This is a genomic window from Pseudomonas sp. FFPRI_1, assembly GCF_055384485.1.
Window position 1 is genome coordinate 226,676 of sequence record NZ_AP029168.1, and the last position, 19,624, is coordinate 246,299.

Below are 19,624 nucleotides of genomic sequence, written 5' to 3' on the forward strand. Positions count from 1 at the left end.
GTTACCTGGTTCGTCCACAACGGGCCGGAATGGCCCCCGTTTTAAGAGATCGGCGATTCTAGAGAAAGCAAGCCTCTAGGTCAATTTCCAACCAGCTTTTCCTTTATCTATGTATGTCCAGGTCGGGCTTGTGAACCAGGGACAGCCAAATATAAAAATAAAGAAGGAAAGTATTTAAAGCTTTTCTGTAAAGCTTATAAAGGCTAGGGACGCCATCCTCTGTGGATAACTACCTTTAACCCTTGTAGCTCGTGCTGTACAGAGAATGACAACACGGTTGAGAAGCGGTGTCCTGCCTGTGCTGCACCCTCGGAAAACCTGTGTGTGGAAAGTGTTGTTATCCACAGGCGAGTTACCCACAGAGTTTCGCCCCGAGTTGTGCAATGACCTCAAGCGTGGTTATCCACAGAGCTTATGCACATACCATTGGTCGTGTTTATTCGGGGTAAGGCGTTGATTCTTAGTGCTCTGAGGTCACGCTACATGTGGATAAGTGGACGGCTGATCGCTACAATGGCCGCTTGTTTTTGCCTCACCGGCTTTCAACTTAGGGGATATCCGTGTCAGTGGAACTTTGGCAGCAGTGCGTGGAGCTTCTGCGTGATGAGCTGCCTGCCCAGCAATTCAACACTTGGATCCGTCCGCTACAGGTCGAAGCCGAAGGCGACGAGTTGCGTGTTTACGCACCGAATCGTTTTGTTCTCGATTGGGTCAATGAAAAATACCTGGGGCGTGTGCTCGAGCTACTGGATGAGCACGGCAACGGTATGGCACCAGCGCTTTCCTTATTAATAGGCAGCAAACGCAGTTCGGCGCCTCGCGCCGCTCCGAATGCCCCGCTGGCCGCGGCGGCTTCTCAAGCCCTGCAGGCCGCCGCGGCCAATGCAGCGCCGGCCGCCCCCGCACCGACACCGGCCCCTTCCGCCGCGCCCGCCAAGAAAGCGGCAGCGCAGAAGAATGCCGAGATCAGTGAAGAGCCCTCTCGTGACAGCTTCGACCCGATGGCGGGCGCCAGCTCGCAACAGGCTCCGGTACGTGCAGAGCAACGCACTGTGCAGGTGGAAGGCGCGCTCAAGCACACCAGCTACCTGAACCGGACCTTCACCTTCGAAAACTTCGTCGAGGGCAAGTCCAACCAACTGGCCCGCGCTGCGGCCTGGCAGGTGGCGGACAACCCCAAGCACGGCTACAACCCGCTCTTCCTTTATGGCGGCGTCGGCCTGGGTAAGACCCACTTGATGCACGCTGTGGGTAACCACCTGTTAAAGAAGAACCCGAATGCCAAGGTCGTGTACCTGCATTCCGAGCGTTTTGTGGCGGACATGGTCAAGGCGTTGCAGCTCAACGCGATCAATGAATTCAAACGCTTCTATCGTTCGGTCGATGCCTTGCTGATCGACGATATCCAGTTCTTCGCCCGCAAGGAGCGTTCCCAGGAAGAGTTTTTCCACACCTTCAACGCCCTTCTTGAAGGCGGTCAGCAGGTGATTCTCACCAGTGACCGTTACCCGAAGGAGATCGAAGGCCTGGAAGAACGCCTCAAGTCCCGCTTCGGTTGGGGCCTGACGGTGGCGGTCGAGCCGCCGGAACTGGAAACCCGGGTGGCGATCCTGATGAAGAAGGCCGACCAGGCCAAGGTCGATCTGCCTCACGACGCAGCGTTCTTCATTGCCCAGCGCATTCGCTCCAACGTCCGTGAACTGGAAGGTGCGCTCAAGCGGGTCATCGCCCACTCGCACTTCATGGGCCGCGACATCACCATCGAGTTGATTCGTGAATCCCTGAAGGACCTGCTGGCCTTGCAGGACAAGCTGGTCTCTGTGGATAACATTCAGCGCACCGTCGCCGAGTACTACAAGATCAAGATCTCCGATCTGTTGTCCAAGCGCCGTTCGCGTTCGGTGGCTCGTCCGCGCCAGGTGGCCATGGCCCTGTCCAAGGAACTGACCAACCACAGCCTGCCGGAAATCGGCGATGTGTTCGGCGGCCGCGACCACACCACGGTCCTGCACGCCTGCCGCAAGATCAATGAACTTAAGGAATCCGACGCGGACATCCGCGAGGACTACAAGAACCTGCTGCGTACTCTGACCACTTGATGATTCCAACGCAGCTTATTAAGGCAAGGGACTAGACCATGCATTTCACCATTCAACGCGAAGCCCTGTTGAAACCCCTGCAACTGGTCGCCGGCGTCGTCGAACGCCGTCAGACCTTGCCGGTACTTTCCAACGTGCTGCTGGTTGTCGAAGGCCAGCAACTGTCGCTGACCGGTACCGACCTGGAAGTCGAGCTGGTCGGTCGTGTGCAACTTGAAGAGCCCGCAGAGCCGGGGGAAATCACCGTTCCCGCGCGCAAGCTGATGGACATCTGCAAGAGCCTGCCCAATGACGCCCTGATCGATATCAAGGTCGACGAGCAGAAGCTGGTGGTGAAGGCTGGCCGTAGCCGCTTCACCCTGTCGACCCTGCCGGCCAACGATTTCCCGACTGTGGAAGAAGGCCCGGGCTCGCTGACCTGCCAGCTGGAGCAGAGCCGGTTGCGCCGCCTGATTGAGCGCACCAGCTTCGCCATGGCTCAGCAGGACGTGCGCTACTACCTCAACGGCATGCTGCTGGAAGTGTCTGCCGGCATTATCCGCGCCGTGGCTACCGACGGTCACCGTCTGGCCATGTGCTCGATGCAGGCCGATATCGGCCAGCCTGATCGCCATCAGGTGATTGTGCCGCGCAAAGGCATCCTGGAACTGGCGCGCCTGCTCACCGAGCCCGATGGCATCGTCAGCATCGTTCTGGGCCAGCACCACATCCGCGCCACCACCGGCGAGTTCACCTTCACCTCCAAGCTGGTCGACGGCAAGTTCCCGGACTACGAGCGCGTACTGCCCAAGGGCGGTGACAAGCTGGTGCTGGGCGATCGTCAGGCCCTGCGCGAAGCGTTCAGCCGTACCGCGATCCTGTCCAACGAGAAGTACCGCGGTATCCGTCTGCAACTGGCCAATGGTCAGTTGAAGATCCAGGCCAACAACCCGGAGCAGGAAGAAGCGGAAGAAGAAGTAGGCGTGGAATACAACGGCGGCTCGCTGGAAATCGGCTTCAACGTCAGCTACCTGCTGGACGTGCTGGGGGTGATGACCACCGAACAGGTGCGCCTGATCCTGTCCGACTCCAACAGCAGTGCGCTGGTGCAGGAATCCGACAACGACGACTCGGCTTACGTTGTCATGCCGATGCGCCTGTAATCATGCTCAGCAGAAGCTAGATGTCCCTCAGTCGCGTCTCGGTCACCGCGGTGCGCAATCTGCACCCGGTGACCTTCTCCCCCTCTCCCCGCATCAACCTTCTCTACGGCGCCAACGGCAGTGGCAAGACCAGCGTGCTGGAAGCCATCCACTTGCTGGGGCTTGCCCGCTCGTTTCGCAGTGCCCGCCTGTTGCCAGTGATCCAGTACGAGCAGCTGGCCTGCACGGTGTTCGGCCAGGTGGAATTGGCCCAGGGTGGGCACAGTAGCCTGGGGATATCTCGCGATCGCCAGGGGGAATTCCAGATCCGCATCGACGGTCAGAATGCCCGCAGTGCGGCGCAACTGGCCGAAATCCTGCCGCTGCAGTTGATCAACCCGGACAGCTTCCGCCTGCTGGAAGGCGCTCCGAAGATCCGCCGCCAGTTCCTCGACTGGGGAGTGTTCCATGTGGAACCTCGCTTCATGTCCACCTGGCAGCGCTTGCAGAGGGCCCTGCGGCAGCGGAACTCATGGCTGCGGCATGGTACACTTGACGCCGCTTCGCAAGCGGCCTGGGACCGGGAACTGTGTCAGGCCAGCGCTGAAATCGATGAATACCGCCGCGCTTACATCAAAGCCTTGAAACCAGTCTTTGAGCGGACCTTGAGCGAACTGTTGGAGCTCGAGGGCCTGACGCTTAGCTATTACCGTGGTTGGGACAAGGAACGGGAACTCAGTGAAGTCCTCGCGACCGCCCTGCACCGTGATCAGCAAATGGGTCATACCCAGGCCGGCCCGCAACGTGCTGATTTGCGTCTGCGCTTAGGTGGACACAACGCCGCGGACATCTTGTCCCGTGGCCAGCAGAAGTTGGTGGTCTGTGCCTTGCGCATTGCCCAGGGGCACCTGGTGAGCCAGGCCCGTCGCGGTCAGTGTATTTATCTGGTGGATGACTTGCCGTCCGAGCTGGACGAGCAGCACCGCCGCGCACTTTGTCGCTTGTTGGAAGACTTACGCTGCCAGGTGTTCATCACCTGTGTAGATCACGAATTATTGAGGGAAGGCTGGCAGACGGAAACGCCAGTTGCTTTGTTCCACGTGGAACAAGGCCGTATCACCCAGACCCACGACCATCGGGAGTGAAGGCATGAGCGAAGAAAACACGTACGACTCGACCAGCATCAAGGTGCTGAAAGGTTTGGATGCCGTACGCAAACGTCCCGGTATGTACATTGGCGACACCGATGACGGCAGCGGTCTGCACCACATGGTGTTCGAGGTGGTCGATAACTCGATCGACGAAGCTCTGGCAGGCCATTGCGACGACATCAGCATCATCATCCACCCGGACGAATCCATCACCGTGCGCGACAACGGTCGCGGCATCCCGGTGGATGTGCATAAAGAAGAAGGCGTTTCGGCAGCAGAGGTCATCATGACCGTGCTCCACGCCGGCGGTAAGTTCGACGACAACTCCTACAAGGTCTCCGGCGGTCTGCACGGCGTAGGTGTGTCGGTGGTGAACGCGCTGTCCGAAGAGCTGATCCTGACGGTGCGCCGCAGCGGCAAGATCTGGGAACAGACCTACGTCCACGGTGTTCCGCAAGAGCGGATGAAGATCGTTGGCGACAGCGAAACCACCGGTACCCAGATCCACTTCAAGCCTTCGGCGGAAACCTTCAAGAACATCCACTTCAGCTGGGACGTCCTGGCCAAGCGGATTCGTGAGCTGTCGTTCCTCAACTCCGGTGTCGGCATCATCCTCAAGGATGAGCGCAGCGGCAAAGAGGAGCTGTTCAAGTACGAAGGCGGCCTGCGGGCGTTCGTTGAATACCTGAACACCAACAAGACCGCGGTCAACCAGGTGTTCCACTTCAACATCCAGCGTGAAGACGGCATCGGCGTGGAAATCGCCCTGCAGTGGAACGACAGTTTCAACGAGAACCTGTTGTGCTTCACCAACAACATTCCTCAGCGTGACGGCGGCACCCACTTGGTGGGCTTCCGTTCGGCCCTGACCCGTAACCTGAACAACTACATCGAGCAGGAAGGCCTGGCCAAGAAGCACAAGGTCGCCACCACCGGTGATGACGCCCGTGAAGGCCTGACCGCGATTATCTCGGTGAAGGTGCCGGATCCGAAGTTCAGCTCCCAGACCAAGGACAAGCTGGTGTCTTCCGAAGTGAAGACCGCGGTCGAACAGGAAATGGGCAAGTACTTCTCCGACTTCCTGCTGGAAAACCCCAACGAAGCCAAGTTGGTGGTGGGCAAGATGATCGACGCCGCACGTGCCCGTGAAGCGGCGCGCAAGGCCCGGGAAATGACCCGTCGCAAGGGCGCGCTGGATATCGCCGGCCTGCCGGGCAAACTGGCGGACTGCCAGGAAAAAGACCCTGCCCTTTCCGAACTCTACCTGGTGGAAGGTGACTCTGCTGGCGGCTCCGCCAAGCAGGGACGCAACCGCAAGACCCAGGCGATCCTGCCGCTCAAGGGCAAGATCCTCAACGTCGAGAAGGCTCGCTTCGACAAGATGATCTCCTCGCAAGAGGTGGGCACCTTGATCACCGCGCTGGGCTGCGGTATCGGCCGCGAAGAGTACAACATCGACAAGCTGCGTTATCACAACATCATCATCATGACCGATGCTGACGTCGACGGTTCGCACATCCGTACCCTGCTGCTGACCTTCTTCTTCCGTCAGTTGCCGGAGCTGATCGAGCGCGGCTACATCTACATCGCCCAGCCGCCGCTGTACAAGGTCAAGAAAGGCAAGCAAGAGCAATACATCAAAGACGACGACGCCATGGAAGACTATATGACCCAGTCGGCTCTGGAAGATGCCAGCCTGCACCTGAACGACGAAGCACCGGGTATCTCCGGCGCTGCGCTGGAAGCTCTGGTCAACGACTTCCGCATGGTGATGAAGACCCTCAAGCGTCTGTCGCGCCTGTACCCTCAGGAGCTGACCGAGCACTTCATCTACCTGCCGGCCGTGAGCCTGGAGCAGCTGTCCGATCACGCCGCCATGCAGGATTGGCTGGCCAAGTACGACGCCCGCCTGCGCACTTCCGAGAAGTCCGGCCTGGTCTACAAGGCCAGCCTGCGCGAAGACCGTGAACGCAATGTCTGGCTGCCAGAGGTCGAGCTGATCTCCCACGGCCTGTCCAACTACGTCACCTTCAACCGCGACTTCTTCGGCAGCAACGACTACAAGACCGTGGTTTCCCTGGGCGCGCAACTGAGCACCCTGCTGGACGAAGGCGCTTATGTTCAGCGTGGCGAGCGCAAGAAAGCGGTCACCGAGTTCAAGGAAGCCCTGGACTGGCTGATGGCCGAAAGCACCAAGCGCCACACCATCCAGCGATACAAAGGTCTGGGCGAGATGAACCCTGACCAGCTGTGGGAAACCACCATGGACCCAAGCATGCGCCGCATGCTCAAGGTGACCATCGAAGACGCCATCGGCGCCGACCAGATCTTCAACACCCTGATGGGTGATGCGGTCGAGCCTCGTCGCGACTTCATCGAAAGCAACGCCCTGGCGGTGTCCAACCTGGACTTCTGATCCGCAGCGACACCTCAAAAGCCAACGCCTAGCGTTGGCTTTTTTTTGCGCGGACATCATGGCGTTGTCTGTGTTTCAGGTAGCTGTTCTGCTCAACAGGAAGGCAAGGAGCCTATGAGTCGATTCAAGATTTCTCCATGGCTGTCCAGTTTCGGTGGCCCCTTGGTGGTGATGGGGGAAGGCTTGGCCGCTATGTGGCGTGGCCTCGACGGTGATCCCTCGGATTACCACCGGGCGTGTCAGATTGATGACTATGCCGGCCGGCTGGAGGGGGACGATGGCGACATTCTTGTCCTGGGTGACGAGCCTTTGGACACGGCGATTGCCACAGCAGACGATGCCTTGCTGATTATCCGATGGATGTGCGCCCCATCTGAGGCTGAGGTGCTGGCGCAGCTTGAGTTGCTTGAGCTTGGTGCACTGACCCCGATCGAGCGATTGAGTATTGATTGCTCAAGCGACGCGCTGGTGCTGTTTGATGGGGTCGAGCGGTTTGATCCACAGGCTTGTCTGCAGCTTCAACTGCTGTCGCCGCACAGCGATGTATCGACATTCCGCTACCAGCCCACGCTCGATACCGCCCTGATGATCCACCAGATAGTGCCTCGCCAGTGGGCCCGTCCGTACTGAGGTTTGGCATGCATGGATAGGCAGCATTACCTTTTTGATGAGCAACGCTACCCCATTGCCTGGCGGTTCAATGCTCGGGATTGTGGGTTGTCCGATAGCGACAAACAGCGTCTGTGCTTCTACCAGCAGGCGCAGTCCCAGGCGCTATGGGATGAGTGGATTCCGGTTTCGCACCTGATGCGCCTCAGCGCCGGGACGTTCCAGGTCAGCGAAACGACCACTCTGGATTTCAAGCGTCGGGCTGACGGCGCCAGGTTTTTCCACAAGGCCCTGGAGGATGAGGAATGGCTCTGGCTGTTCTGGGGCAGATGCTGCGCAGCGCAGGTGCCCAAGGATATTTTTATAAAATGCTGGGACGACTTTTTCTATCCGTCCGATGAGAATACGGCCCTGGTCATGCCGGGCAGTGCAGAGGTCATATTTTCCTTCGAGGAAAACTTCTTTCACGGACAGTTTGTGAGGCCCCTGGCGGAGCCTTTGTGAGAGGGGATGGAAAACTCGACAGCACGTGCTTCCAGACCTGTTTGTCGAGGCGTTGACCCGCTACGCGGCTGAGCCTGGCTCGGCCCTTTTCACCCTTGGTAAAAACAGCAATCGCTCGGAAATTTGTTATGGATGATGAAAACCAGGAAATGTCGATTCGGGTGGTTGCGGGGCAGAACAGCCGCGGCCCGGTCTATGAGCCGCTGCATGTACGGCGGATCGATGAGGACAGTTACGAGATTCTCTACTCCCCCGGGCTGACGCTGAACCTGGCCAAGGGCGACATCATCTCGATCAAGGACCCGCAGGCCCCCGCCGTGGTGCTCAAGCGTGGCGGCAACTTCTGCATCCACATCTATTCGAATCACATCCCTGAAGAGCTGATTGTTGCCCTGGCGGCGGATGTGGCGACCGAACTGGACGGCATGCTCGACGGGCGCCATAAGGGCAACTTGACATTGTCGGTGCCGGCGCGAAACGGCATGGACACCATCGCCCTGTTCTTCAACCGCTTCCGCGAAACCACCGGCATTGAGTGGTACTACGCCAACATCTATAAAAACCTCGATGACAACGATGACCAGACCTTGCTCAATTGGTGGCTGGACAGCTGACCGCGAACGAAGTGAAGACGAGCATGAGCTACGAATATCGCCTGGTATTTGATGAGCCGCTGGACGCGCGGCAGGTGATGGACAGGCTGCGCAGCCGTGCGGATTGTGTGCGGGCGGCAGAGCAGGTGGTCGAGTTCAAGGACCCTGGCCTGGGCAGCAGCGCTGACTATGACCTGCGCCTGACCTGCGAGAGCGACCATACGCTCTGGATGGAGCTACTGTTTCGCACCACGGCGTTGTACCAGTGCCTGGAGCCGGCACTGCGGGGGCGCCGTTTCCGGTGCTTCGAAGACGGTGACGGCGATGACGAGGTCGCACTCGAACAGGTCTTTGCGCTGGGCAGGACCCTCTCTATTTTCCCTTGATGGCTGGCCCCATGAACGAAAGACAGCAGCTTATCTGTGAACGCTACGACCTTGCTCCCCAGGCACCGGAGCCGATGATTGCTCTGGCCACCGGCTCCCTTGCGCAGTCGCCCATCTATGGCACCCGGGTCGAGTTGCCGGAGAACGGCACGGTCAGTTGGTTTATCCACTGCGGCGAACATTCCACCGCTGTGGATTTCTACCAGCCTCTGTGCGCCGAGCATCTGCTCGAGCTGTTGCCGCAGGTGATCGATTACCTGTATCTGCCGAGCGGGACGCGTTTCATCATCGACCGCGCCGGCTATGAAGACGTCTGGCGCGACCCGGAATAACAGCAAGCCGCTAGCCGTCAGGTGCCCTGCTCTTCAGGCGCCGCGACACTTTCCAGGCGGTAGCCGTAGCCGTAGATCGTCAGCAGCTGCCAGCCTCGATCCGCCGTCAGCCCGAGCTTGTTGCGCAGTCGATAGATGTGGGTATCCAGGGGCCGTGACGAAACGATTTCCTCGTGGGTCCAGAACCGCTCGTACAGGTACTCCCGGGACAGTGGCCGGCCCAGGTTGGCGAACAGGCAGCGGGCCAGGCGGTACTCGCGCTCGGTCAGGCTGATGGGGGCGCCGGCGCGGGTGACGGTGAGCTCGGCATCGTCGAAGCTCAGGTCATTGAAGGTCAGCACTTCCTCACCATGATTGCGTTGCAGGCCATGGCGGCGCAGCACCGCATTGACTCGGGCCTTGAGCTCGTTGGGCCGGAACGGCTTGCTCAGGTAGTCATCGGCCCCGGTGTTCAGGGCCTGGACGATATCGCTCTCGGCATCGCGGCTGGTCAGCATGATGGCGGCCGGGGGCGAATCCATGTGCTCGCGGGTCCAGCGCAGCAGCGACAGGCCGCTGAGATCCGGCAGTTGCCAGTCGAGGATCAGCAGGTCGAAGGTTTCTCGGCGCAATTGGCGCAACAGGTCCTCACCCCGTCCGAAGCTGTGCAGGGTCCAGGGTTGTTCACCTGGGCCGGGTATCTCTCGCAGTGTCTGTTCCACCCGCGCCAGTTCAGCGGGTTCGTCATCCAGTATCGCGACACGCATGCGAGGCAGTTCCTTGTTGTTTGGGGAGCGCCCGAGGTTGTGGCCGGTGTTGATCGGGTCAGGAGAAGTTTAGGCCTCAGGCCTGAATCTGAACAATTGTGGCGAATTGCTCTAGGGCTCCTGCTCCCTCGGTACGCTGATATCAAATAGCCGGTAGCTGTTGGGAGCACCATTCAGCGCTGCATTCATTGCGGGACGATACCGGCTCGAACGAGCAAGGAAAAGGACAATGGCCAACATGTCGGGGACGGTGGGTGTGTGGTGGAAAAAATGTGCCGAAGGAGCGGACCTGGCGAAACTCGTCACCCTGTCTCTTGCGGCGTTCTTGAGCTTTGAACCTTCCTCCACGGAGATCGCCATCGTGGAGGTTTCTCACTATGACCTTCCGGTCCAGCGCTATTTCAGTCCTTCGGTGAACCAGGTCGACTTTGCCGATTCGCGAGGCTTCGCACCTACGAACATCGCGCAACCGGCACCGCCGATTGTGTATCAGGAACAGCAGCGCTGGGTGTTTTGACCCTGGGACTGAGAATTCTGAACAAATATTGCAAAGCGACACCGGGCTCCTGGCTCCCGGTAAATTCTCACTCGCTGAGTGGCACACAGGGGCAATCGGAAGTGCTCCGACACAGGGAGTGTCATCCGCCGGTTTGGCGGTGGTGGATCGAAGCTCGCTTTGGTTTGCCGTACAGGGGAACACAAGGAGTGCCTCCTCAGGACGTAATACTCGACACAAGGATGTGTCTCCCCCCCTCCCCGCTGATCCTCGGCGAAGTAGACCCCCTCTTATTCAAAACTTGTGTGAAGGCTTCTGATGAAAACATTCGGCGCGGAATTTTTCGGTACGTTCTGGTTGGTGCTGGGAGGATGCGGCAGTGCCGTACTGGCCGCAGGGGTTCCACAGTTCGGCATTGGCTACCTGGGCGTCGCCCTGGCGTTTGGCCTCAGCGTACTGACCATGGCGTATGCCGTAGGACCCATTTCCGGTGCTCACCTCAATCCGGCGGTCTCGGTAGGTCTGTGGCTGGGCGGGCGCTTTCCGGGCAACCGGCTGCTGCCTTACATCGTCGCTCAGGTTCTCGGCGGCCTGGCGGCTGGTGGCGTATTGTTCCTGATCGCTTCGGGCAAGACCGGTTTCGACGCTTCGGCAGGTTTTGCCGCTAACGGTTATGGCGAGCATTCTCCGGGTGGCTACTCGATGTTCGCCGCCCTGTTGAGTGAAGTGGTGCTGACGGCCATGTTTCTCCTGATCATTCTGGGGGCCACCGCCAAGCGTGCCGCTCCTGGTTTTGCGCCGATTGCGATTGGCCTGACCTTGACCCTGATCCACCTGATCAGCATTCCGGTCACCAATACCTCGGTCAACCCGGCACGCAGCACCGCTGTGGCATTTTTTGCCGGAGAGTGGGCGGTGTCCCAGTTGTGGCTGTTCTGGATTGCGCCGCTGCTGGGTGCAAGCCTGGGCGCCCTGGCGTATCGATTGATCGCCAGCGAGCGGGATTGACGAAAGGCCGGCCCCCCTCGTGCGGGGCCGGCGAATCACGCAATGAACGCACGACCGCTCGAGAGCGGTTGTGCTGTTCCTGCAGGGATGAACGCTGCGGACCGACCTCGCTAGAGAGGTATGGTCAGAACGCCAACAATGTAGTTCTAATGGCACGGACTTCAGAAGAGCGCGACCACGGACCCGATGACCTCATGACCTATTTGCCTATTCGCCAGGGGTCGATGTTCGCCCCGCTTCTGTTTGGCCTGGCGCTGGCGCTGTGCGCCCCGCAGGCCAGTGCCGCCCTCTCCCCTGCCAAGCGTCTGCCTTACATCGATGACAACCAGCAATGCCGTGGGCAGCCGCTGCCGGCAACCGTCGAGCACCTCACCGGCGAAGCCTGGAAGCTGGATGCCAAGGGCCGCGAAGTGCCCCTGGAGGAAGGTATGAGCATCGATGAGAAAGAGGGCGTGAAGACCTCGCCATCGGCTTTTGTCAGCCTGTCCCTGGGGGATGGTTCACGGGTGGTGCTGCCTTCCAGTTCCCAGGTCACCCTGCAACTGAATAGCCAGTACCTCATCCCCCAGGTGGTCCTGGAGCAGGGGCAGATCGAGTCCTACGTGATCAAGCGCGACAGCGACCATGATCGCTTCCAGATCGTGACCCCGGTGGGCGTACTGGGAGTTCGTGGCACGCATTTCCGCGTGCGTAACGACGATCAGCAATCCCTGGTGGAAGTGCTCAATGGCCAGGTGGCGGTGAACCGCGATGAAGCCTTGCCAGGCAAGGTTGCGAAACGTTCCGCCAAGGGCGTTGTGGATAAAGCTGCGGGCCCGCTGCCGGGAGAGGTCCAGGTCATGGCCCGCCAGGGCTTGCGCATCCACAAGCAGGGCGAGTTGAAACCGGTGGAACTGCTGGCCGCTCCCCGGCTGCTGGGGCAGGCCGGGCAAGTCGCTGCCCTGCCGGTCTGGCAACTGATCTTGCAGCCCTTGCCCGGGGCTCGTCGCTACCGGGCCCAGGTGGCCACCGACAAGGATTTCCTGAATATCAAGCAAGAGCAGTTCTCCAGTACCCCGCAAGTCAACTTCACTGGGTTGAAGGCGTTTTTCTATCATGTGCGCCTCTCGGCGTTCGACGAGCATGGCCTGGAAGGAGAAACCGGGGTTTATGACATCTTCTATTACCCCAGAACCACCCGCGTTGAATAACCTGCCGGTGGGCAACTGGTGAGCGGCTGGCGCCGCCGGGCCGACGGCCGTGAGGCGACCCAGGCCCAGCGTCTGTTTCGCGGGTTGATCCGCGAATGGCTGTGGGTCAGCCTGATTCTGCTGCCGCTGACGGCGCTGTTGTCCCTGAGTCATGGCCTGGCCCTGAACAACCTGTTCTATGACAGGCTGCAGCGCTTTACCCCGCTGCCGGTGGATCCGCGGATCCTGCTGGTGACCATCGATGACTACAGCCTTCAGCAACTGGGGCGCTGGCCCTGGCCACGGTCGACCCATGGCGAACTGCTGGACCGGTTGACGGCGGCGCAGGCCAAGGGCGTGCTGTTCGATGTGATCCTCAGCGAACCGGGCAGCACGATGGAAAACGACACTCGGTTGGCTGCTGCGCTGTGTCGCGCCGGCAACGTGTTCCTGCCGGTACTGCGCGAAAGCGTTGCCCGTTATGGCCAGGATCTGGGGGAAATTCTCCCGGTGCCCGTGCTGCGCAACTGTGCCCGGGGCCTGGGCCATATCAATGCCGAAGCTGACCCAGATGGCACGGTACGCAGCGTCTACCTGCAAGAAGGGCCGGAACAGGCACCCCAGGCGCAGTTGGCGTGGATGCTGTACCAACTGGCTGAAGCGGACCCATTGCTGAGTTCGCCGCTGCCCGGGGTGGCGACGCCCCGTGTGGCTCAGGGCTGGCTGTGGGCCAATCCGGTACGCATTCCCTTTATCAGCGGCGCTGCAGGCTTTCCCAGCGTGCCTTATGTCAGCGTGCTGCGTGGCGAGGTGCCCGCGCAGTTGCTGCGGGATCGGCTGATCCTGGTAGGGTCCACCGCCCCGGGACTGGGGGATCGCTACGTGACGCCGCAATCCGGTAGCCAGGGCACCACGCCGGGGGTCGAGATCCAGGCCAATCTGCTCAATGGGTTGCTGCAGCATCGCAGCATCGTGGCCCTGGGCAAATGGTCGGGGATGCTGCTGTCCATGGCCTTGACCGCGGCCCTGCTCGGGCTCCTGCTGTGGCGCCCGCGCCATGCCCTGTGGATAACCCTGGGGTGCATGGGCCTGGCGTTGCTGGGGTCGGTGCTGATGTTGCGCTTGGGCTATTGGTGGTCGCCGGTGGCCAGTCTCCTGGGCATGCTCCTGGCCTACCTGATCTGGAACTGGCGGCGCCTGAGCGTGATCCTGGCCTATTTCGGCTGGGAACTGGAGCGCCTGGACAGCGAACCCAAGGTGCTGCCGGAGCGGCGCCGCAACCCGGCACCGGTCGGGGACGTGCTGCAAGGGCAGATTGTCGCCCTGGAGCAGGCCTTGAGCCGGACCCGAGACACCCGGCGTTTTATCGCTGATGGCCTGGAGTACCTGCCGGTAGCGACCCTGATCAGCGATCCGCATGGAAAAATCCTCCTGGCCAATCGCAATGCCCGGGAAGTGTTTGCCCACTCACTGGTGGGTGAAGGGCTGATCCCGCAACTGGCCGCCCTGGGGTATCCGGGGCTGGCGGACCCAAGCCAGTACCCGAGTATCGGGCAATTGCCCGCCGTGGAGTTTCGCGACCTTCGGCAACGCAGCCTGCGCATGGAACTGGCGCCGCTGCTGCCGGTGGACAGTGACGCGGCCATCGGCTGGTTGCTGAGCCTGACCGACCTCAGCGTCGAACGCGATGCCGAACAGCAGCGCGGTGTGCTGCTGCGGTTCCTTTCCCATGATTTGCGCGCGCCGCATTCGGCGATCCTGGCCCTGCTGGATGTGCAGCGAAACCAGCCGTCGCTGCCCCAGCAGGTCTATGGGCAGATCGAACTGCAGGTACGCCGGGCCCTGGGGCTGACCGAGGCCTTCGTGCAGTTGGCCAAGGCCGAGTCGGAGGCGTATCAGTTCCAGCCGAGCATGTTTGCCATGCTGGTGCTGGACGCTTTCGACCAGGCCACCACCCTCGCCCAACTGAAGAACATCCGCCTGCAACATGACCTGGACGAGGAGGCCGAGAGCCTGGTCCTGGCAGACCAGTCGTTGCTGACCCGGGCCTTGTTCAACCTGCTGGAGAATGCCATCAAGTACAGCCCGGCAGGCTCGACCGTGAGTGTGCAGGTCAGCTGCGCCGAAGGCTGGCTGCGTTGTGAGGTCATCGATGAAGGCCAGGGCATTGCGGATGCGGATCTGCCCCTGCTGTTCGGCCAGTACCAGCGTTTTGCCTCGGCCAAGGGCATCGACGGCCTGGGCCTGGGCCTGTCGATGGTCAAGGCGGTGGTAGACCGGCACCAGGGGCATATCAGTTGTCACAGCGTGGTGGGCCGGGGCTCGCGCTTCTGTTTTGAATTGCCCCTGTTGGAGGAATGAAGGGCGCGAAATCATCCAGGCGAAAAAAAACCGGCAACCAGGCCGGTTTTTTGCTGCCGTAAAACTTATGCACGTTTTTCCGAATTTTATGAGCTTGAGAAATATACATATAAATCAGTGATTTATACGTTGATTTCAGACCTTGTGAGAAAAATCGTACACAGGTTATCCACAGAAGCTCATACAGCAACCTTATCCGTGGAAGTGGCCAATTGTGGCAATGAGCCCATATCTCGCTGGGCCTGCTCGTTCCAGGCGGCCACTCGGTCATTGAGCTCGGCGATGGCCCGGGGACCACTGCCTTCGGCATGCATCGGTGCGCCGATGGTCACGGTGATGGTGCCAGGGCGCTTGGCCCAGCCGGTCTTGGGCCAGAACTTGCCGGCGTTGTGCGCCACCGGCAGGACCGGCAGGTCGGCATTCACCGCCAGGGCACTGCCGCTGCGGGAGAACTTGCCCACCTGGCCGAACGGCACCCGGGTGCCCTCCGGAAAAATCAGCACCCAGACATTGTCCTTGAGCAATTCGTCGCCCTTGCTTGCCACTTGCTTGAGGGCGGCCTTGGGGTTGTCGCGGTCAATGGCGATGGGGCGCAGCATGGCCATGGCCCAGCCGAAGAACGGTACATACAGCAGCTCGCGCTTGAGCACCTGGCTCAAGGGCTCGAAGTAGGCCGAGAGAAAGAATGTCTCCCAGGTGCTCTGGTGGTTCGAGACGATCACGCAAGGCCGCTCGGGAACGTTTTCCGCGCCCTTCACTTCCACGTGGATATTCAGGAATACCTTGGTCAGCCACAGCGCGCAGCGACACCAGTAGACGTTGATAAAGCGATAGCGCGCCTTGAACGGCAGGAACGGCGCGATAAAAAAGCTCAGTGAGCACCACAGCAGCGAAGAGGTACCCAGCAGCAGGTAAAAGAAGAAGGTTCTGATGGCCTGCAGGATCGACATAGCGGCATTTACCATTGCGGGCATTGCCCGCCTGTTAAAAAGCGCTCTCCCGAACAGTCCTTGGTCAGGATGCCAGAAGGGGCCTAATTGTGGATAAGTTCAGCGGCAACGGCCGCCAGGTCGTCAAAAATCAAGGTGCCTACCGGCAGGGTTTTCCCCAGGGTCTTTTCGCCTTTCCCGGTCTTTACCAAAACTGGCTGAGAGTCGACGGCTTTTGCGGCCTCCAGGTCACCGAGACTGTCACCGACAAACCATAGACCGGCAAGGTCGGCCTGGTAATGCGCGGCGATGGTCTGCAGCATGCCCGGTTTTGGTTTGCGGCAGGCGCACCCTTCATCGGGTCCATGGGGGCAGTAGACAATCAGCCCCACCTCGCCGCCCTGCTCCGCCACCAGCTCGCGCAAGCGCGCGTGCATGGCGTCGAGGGTGGCCAGGTCGTAGTAGCCGCGAGCGATGCCGGACTGGTTGGTGGCAATCGCCACCGTCCAGCCGGCCTTGCTCAACTGCGCAATGGCTTCGATCGCGCCGGGGAGTGGAATCCACTCCTGCACCGATTTGATGTAGGCATCGGAGTCGTGATTGATCACGCCGTCACGATCGAGTATCAGCAGTTTCACAGCAGTTCCTTACCTGATCAGCTCAGTACCGAAATGTCTGCCACGCCCAGGAACAGGCCCCGCAGCCGCGCCAGCAGCGCATAGCGGTTGGCCCGTACCTTGGCGTCTTCGGCATTGACCATCACCGCCTCGAAGAAGGCGTCCACCGGCTCGCGCAGGGCGGCCAGGCGGGCCAGGGTCTCGCTGTACTGACGAGCGGCGGCCATGGGCTGTACAGCCTGGTCCGCCTGCTGGATCGCCGAGTACAGGGAGAACTCGTTGGCGTTGTCGAAGTACTTGGCTTCGACGGTGGTCGGCACATTGCCTTCGATCTTGCTCAGCAGGTTCGACACGCGCTTGTTGACCGCGGCCAGGGCGGCGGCTTCAGGCAGCTTGCGGAACGCCTGCACGGCTTGCACGCGCTGGTCGAAGTCCAGGGCCGAGCCCGGCTTCAGGGCACGTACCGACAGGTAGGTGGCTACGTCCACGCCTTCGTCTTCGTAACGGGCACGCAGGCGGTCGAAGATGAACTCCAGCACCTGGTCGGCCAGGCCGGCGGCCTTGACCTTGCTGCCGAAGGCGCTGACGGCGAAGGCCACGGCGTCGTTCAGGTCGAGGTCGAACTTCTTCTCGATGAGGATCCGCAGCACGCCCAGGGCCGCGCGGCGCAGGGCGTAGGGGTCCTTGCTGCCGGTGGGCAGCATGCCGATGCCGAAGATGCCGACCAGGGTGTCGAGCTTGTCGGCAATCGCCACGGCGGCACCGGTTACGGTGCTTGGCAGCTCGGCACCGGCGCCACGAGGCATGTACTGCTCGTTGAGGGCCAGGGCCACATCTTCCGGCTCGCCGTCATTGAGGGCGTAGTAGTAGCCGGCGATGCCTTGCATCTCCGGGAACTCGCCGACCATTTCGGTGGCCAGGTCGCACTTGGACAGGAGGCCGGCACGGGCTGCGCGCTGGGCGTCGCCGCCGATGCGCGGGGCAATGAAGGCGGCCAGCTTGGAGATCCGCTCGGCCTTGTCGTAGACGCTGCCGAGTTTTTCCTGAAAGACCACGTTCTGCAGGCGCTGGTTGAAGTCTTCGAGCTTCTGCTTCTTGTCCTGCTTGAAGAAGAACTCGGCGTCGGTCAGGCGTGGGCGCACGACTTTCTCGTTGCCCTCGATGATCTGGCGCGGGTCCTTGCTCTCGATGTTGGCCACGGTGATGAAGCGCGGCAGCAGCTTGCCGTCCACGTCCAGCAGGCAGAAGTACTTCTGGTTGTCCTGCATGGTGGTGATCAGGGCTTCCTGGGGCACGTCGAGGAAGCGCTCTTCGAACGAGCACACCAGCGGCACTGGCCATTCCACCAGGGCGGTGACTTCGTCCAGCAGGTCGGCCGGGACGATGGCAGTGCCTTCCTGCAGGGTCGCCAGCTCGGCGGTGCGCTTGCTGATCAGCTCGCGACGCTCGTTGGCGTCGGCCAGCACGTAGGCGGCACGCAGGTCGGCCAGGTAGTTGGCCGGCGCGGTGATGCGCACGCTTTGCGGGTGGTGGAAGCGGTGGCCACGGGAGTCGCGGCCGGCTTTCTGGGCGAGAATGGTGCAGTCGATGACGTCGTCACCCAGCAGCATCACCAGCCATTGGGTCGGGCGCACGAACTCTTCCTTGCGCGCGGCCCAGCGCATGCGCTTGGGAATCGGCAGGTCGTTGAGCGAATCCTCGACGATGGTTGGCAACAGGCTGGCGGTGGGCTTGCCCTTGATGCTCTGGCTGTAGCGCAGTTTCGGACCGCTCTGGTCGATCTCGCTGAGGTCGACGCCGCACTTCTTGGCAAAGCCCAGGGCGGCCTGGGTCGGGTTGCCTTCAGCGTCGAAGGCCGCCTGGCGTGGCGGGCCGTCGAGGTTGATGCTGCGATCGGGCTGCTGGGTGTCCAGCTGGCTGATCAGCACCGCCAGGCGCCGTGGCGCGGCGTACACGTGCTTGGCCTGAAAGCTCAGGCCAGCGCTCTGCAGGCCTTTCTCAATGCCGGCCAGAAAGGCCTCGGCCAGGGTGTTCAGGGCTTTGGGTGGCAGTTCTTCAGTGCCCAGTTCAACCAGAAAATCTTGCGCACTCATTGTGCCGCCTCCAACTTAGCCAACACTTCATCACGCAGGTCCGGGGTTGCCATCGGGAAGCCCAGCTTGGCGCGAGCCATCAGGTAGGCCTGGGCGACGGAACGCGCCAGGGTGCGCACACGCAGGATGTACTGCTGGCGTGCAGTCACCGAGATCGCCCGGCGTGCATCCAGCAGGTTGAAGGTGTGCGAGGCCTTGAGGACCATTTCATAGCTCGGCAGCGGCAGCGGCTGATCCAGTTCGATCAGGCGCTTGGCTTCGCTTTCGTAGAAGTCGAACAGTTCGAACAGCTTCTCGACGTTGGCGTGTTCGAAGTTGTAGGTCGACTGCTCCACTTCGTTCTGGTGGAACACATCGCCATAGGTGACCTTGCCGAACGGGCCGTCGGCCCAGACCAGGTCGTACACCGAATCCACGCCTTGCAGGTACATGGCCAGGCGTTCCAGGCCGTAGGTGATCTCGCCGGTCACCGGGTAGCACTCGATGCCGCCAGCCTGCTGGAAGTAGGTGAACTGGGTCACTTCCATGCCGTTGAGCCAGACTTCCCAGCCCAGGCCCCAGGCGCCCAGGGTCGGCGATTCCCAGTTGTCTTCGACGAAGCGGATATCGTGCACCAGCGGGTCCAGGCCCACGTGCTTGAGCGAGCCCAGGTACAGCTCCTGGAAGTTTTCCGGGTTGGGCTTCAAGACCACCTGGAACTGGTAGTAGTGCTGCAGGCGGTTGGGGTTTTCGCCGTAGCGGCCGTCAGTCGGGCGACGACTGGGCTGCACATAAGCGGCGTTCCAGGTTTCCGGGCCGATGGCCCGCAGGAAAGTGGCGGTGTGGAAAGTGCCGGCGCCTACTTCCATATCGTAGGGCTGAAGTACCACACAACCTTGCTCGGCCCAGTACTGCTGGAGGGCGAGGATCAAGTCTTGGAAGGTACGCACGGCTGGCGTAGGCTGGCTCACGAAATTCACCTGTTACTTGGGCTGCGATTTAAGGAGCGGGAGTA

General features: G+C 60.9%; 18 protein-coding genes. 13 read left to right on the forward strand and 5 right to left on the reverse strand.

All coding sequences use genetic code 11. The features are described 5' to 3' along the window. The first annotated feature begins 560 nt into the window (after nucleotides 1-560). The 9 genes from dnaA (at nucleotide 561) to ACZ5BO_RS01085 (ending at nucleotide 9,211) form a co-directional block, all read left to right on the forward strand. Nucleotides 561-2,099: a chromosomal replication initiator protein DnaA gene (gene dnaA, locus ACZ5BO_RS01045; RefSeq protein ID WP_025132127.1), complete on the forward strand. Its 1,539-nt coding sequence runs from the start codon at nucleotides 561-563 to the stop codon at nucleotides 2,097-2,099. A gap of 38 nt (nucleotides 2,100-2,137) precedes the next feature. After that, nucleotides 2,138-3,241 carry a DNA polymerase III subunit beta gene (gene dnaN / locus ACZ5BO_RS01050; RefSeq protein WP_025132126.1) on the forward strand — a complete coding sequence of 368 codons (1,104 nt, stop codon included), beginning with the start codon at nucleotides 2,138-2,140 and terminating at the stop codon, nucleotides 3,239-3,241. Nucleotides 3,242-3,261: 20 nt separating this feature from the next. Then, entirely contained in the window at nucleotides 3,262-4,365 is a 1,104-nt protein-coding gene (gene recF / locus ACZ5BO_RS01055; protein WP_464697796.1) for a DNA replication/repair protein RecF, read from the forward strand. A 4-nt stretch (nucleotides 4,366-4,369) separates the two neighbouring features. Next, nucleotides 4,370-6,787, forward strand: a complete 2,418-nt coding sequence (gyrB, locus tag ACZ5BO_RS01060) for a DNA topoisomerase (ATP-hydrolyzing) subunit B (RefSeq protein ID WP_025132124.1) — start codon at nucleotides 4,370-4,372, stop codon at nucleotides 6,785-6,787. A gap of 114 nt (nucleotides 6,788-6,901) precedes the next feature. Then, complete coding sequence (locus ACZ5BO_RS01065; protein WP_464697798.1) at nucleotides 6,902-7,417, forward strand: Imm21 family immunity protein; 516 nt, start codon at nucleotides 6,902-6,904, stop codon at nucleotides 7,415-7,417. 12 nt (nucleotides 7,418-7,429) lie between these two features. Beyond that, entirely contained in the window at nucleotides 7,430-7,900 is a 471-nt protein-coding gene (locus ACZ5BO_RS01070; protein WP_464697800.1) for a hypothetical protein, read from the forward strand. Nucleotides 7,901-8,028: 128 nt separating this feature from the next. Further along, complete coding sequence (locus tag ACZ5BO_RS01075; protein WP_464697802.1) at nucleotides 8,029-8,514, forward strand: DUF4265 domain-containing protein; 486 nt, start codon at nucleotides 8,029-8,031, stop codon at nucleotides 8,512-8,514. A gap of 23 nt (nucleotides 8,515-8,537) precedes the next feature. Next, nucleotides 8,538-8,879, forward strand: coding sequence for a hypothetical protein (locus ACZ5BO_RS01080; RefSeq protein WP_464697804.1), 342 nt, complete (start codon nucleotides 8,538-8,540; stop codon nucleotides 8,877-8,879). Nucleotides 8,880-8,890: 11 nt separating this feature from the next. Beyond that, nucleotides 8,891-9,211: an immunity protein Imm33 domain-containing protein gene (locus ACZ5BO_RS01085; RefSeq protein ID WP_029978795.1), complete on the forward strand. Its 321-nt coding sequence runs from the start codon at nucleotides 8,891-8,893 to the stop codon at nucleotides 9,209-9,211. Between the two features lie 17 nt (nucleotides 9,212-9,228). On the opposite strand, the gene ACZ5BO_RS01090 is transcribed toward ACZ5BO_RS01085, so the two are convergent. Next, on the reverse strand, nucleotides 9,229-9,957 hold the full coding sequence (locus ACZ5BO_RS01090) for a response regulator transcription factor (protein WP_025132119.1): 729 nt from the start codon (nucleotides 9,955-9,957) through the stop codon (nucleotides 9,229-9,231). Between the two features lie 229 nt (nucleotides 9,958-10,186). Here ACZ5BO_RS01090 and ACZ5BO_RS01095 point away from each other — a divergent pair, with 229 nt between their 5' ends. The 4 genes from ACZ5BO_RS01095 (at nucleotide 10,187) to ACZ5BO_RS01110 (ending at nucleotide 14,991) form a co-directional block, all read left to right on the forward strand. Beyond that, nucleotides 10,187-10,474, forward strand: coding sequence for a hypothetical protein (locus ACZ5BO_RS01095; protein ID WP_025132118.1), 288 nt, complete (start codon nucleotides 10,187-10,189; stop codon nucleotides 10,472-10,474). A 297-nt stretch (nucleotides 10,475-10,771) separates the two neighbouring features. Further along, nucleotides 10,772-11,461: an aquaporin Z gene (aqpZ, locus tag ACZ5BO_RS01100; protein ID WP_025132117.1), complete on the forward strand. Its 690-nt coding sequence runs from the start codon at nucleotides 10,772-10,774 to the stop codon at nucleotides 11,459-11,461. A gap of 194 nt (nucleotides 11,462-11,655) precedes the next feature. Next, nucleotides 11,656-12,651: a FecR family protein gene (locus tag ACZ5BO_RS01105; RefSeq protein ID WP_025132116.1), complete on the forward strand. Its 996-nt coding sequence runs from the start codon at nucleotides 11,656-11,658 to the stop codon at nucleotides 12,649-12,651. Between the two features lie 18 nt (nucleotides 12,652-12,669). Then, nucleotides 12,670-14,991 (forward strand): CHASE2 domain-containing protein, encoded by a 2,322-nt coding sequence (locus ACZ5BO_RS01110; RefSeq protein WP_464697807.1) that lies wholly within the window; start codon nucleotides 12,670-12,672, stop codon nucleotides 14,989-14,991. A 179-nt stretch (nucleotides 14,992-15,170) separates the two neighbouring features. Here the strand turns inward: ACZ5BO_RS01110 and ACZ5BO_RS01115 are convergent, their stop codons facing one another. The 4 genes from ACZ5BO_RS01115 to glyQ all read right to left on the reverse strand — a co-directional run bounded on the left by ACZ5BO_RS01115 (nucleotide 15,171) and on the right by glyQ (nucleotide 19,580). Beyond that, a complete protein-coding gene (locus tag ACZ5BO_RS01115; RefSeq protein ID WP_464697809.1) occupies nucleotides 15,171-15,941 on the reverse strand; it encodes a lysophospholipid acyltransferase family protein in 771 nt (256 codons plus the stop codon). A gap of 83 nt (nucleotides 15,942-16,024) precedes the next feature. Continuing rightward, a complete protein-coding gene (gene gmhB / locus ACZ5BO_RS01120) occupies nucleotides 16,025-16,558 on the reverse strand; it encodes a D-glycero-beta-D-manno-heptose 1,7-bisphosphate 7-phosphatase (RefSeq protein WP_025132113.1) in 534 nt (177 codons plus the stop codon). 17 nt (nucleotides 16,559-16,575) lie between these two features. Next, nucleotides 16,576-18,630 carry a glycine--tRNA ligase subunit beta gene (gene glyS / locus ACZ5BO_RS01125; RefSeq protein ID WP_025132112.1) on the reverse strand — a complete coding sequence of 685 codons (2,055 nt, stop codon included), beginning with the start codon at nucleotides 18,628-18,630 and terminating at the stop codon, nucleotides 16,576-16,578. After that, nucleotides 18,627-19,580, reverse strand: a complete 954-nt coding sequence (gene glyQ / locus ACZ5BO_RS01130) for a glycine--tRNA ligase subunit alpha (RefSeq protein WP_025132111.1) — start codon at nucleotides 19,578-19,580, stop codon at nucleotides 18,627-18,629. Before glyQ ends, glyS begins: the two co-directional genes overlap by 4 nt. Nucleotides 19,581-19,624 lie beyond the last annotated feature (44 nt).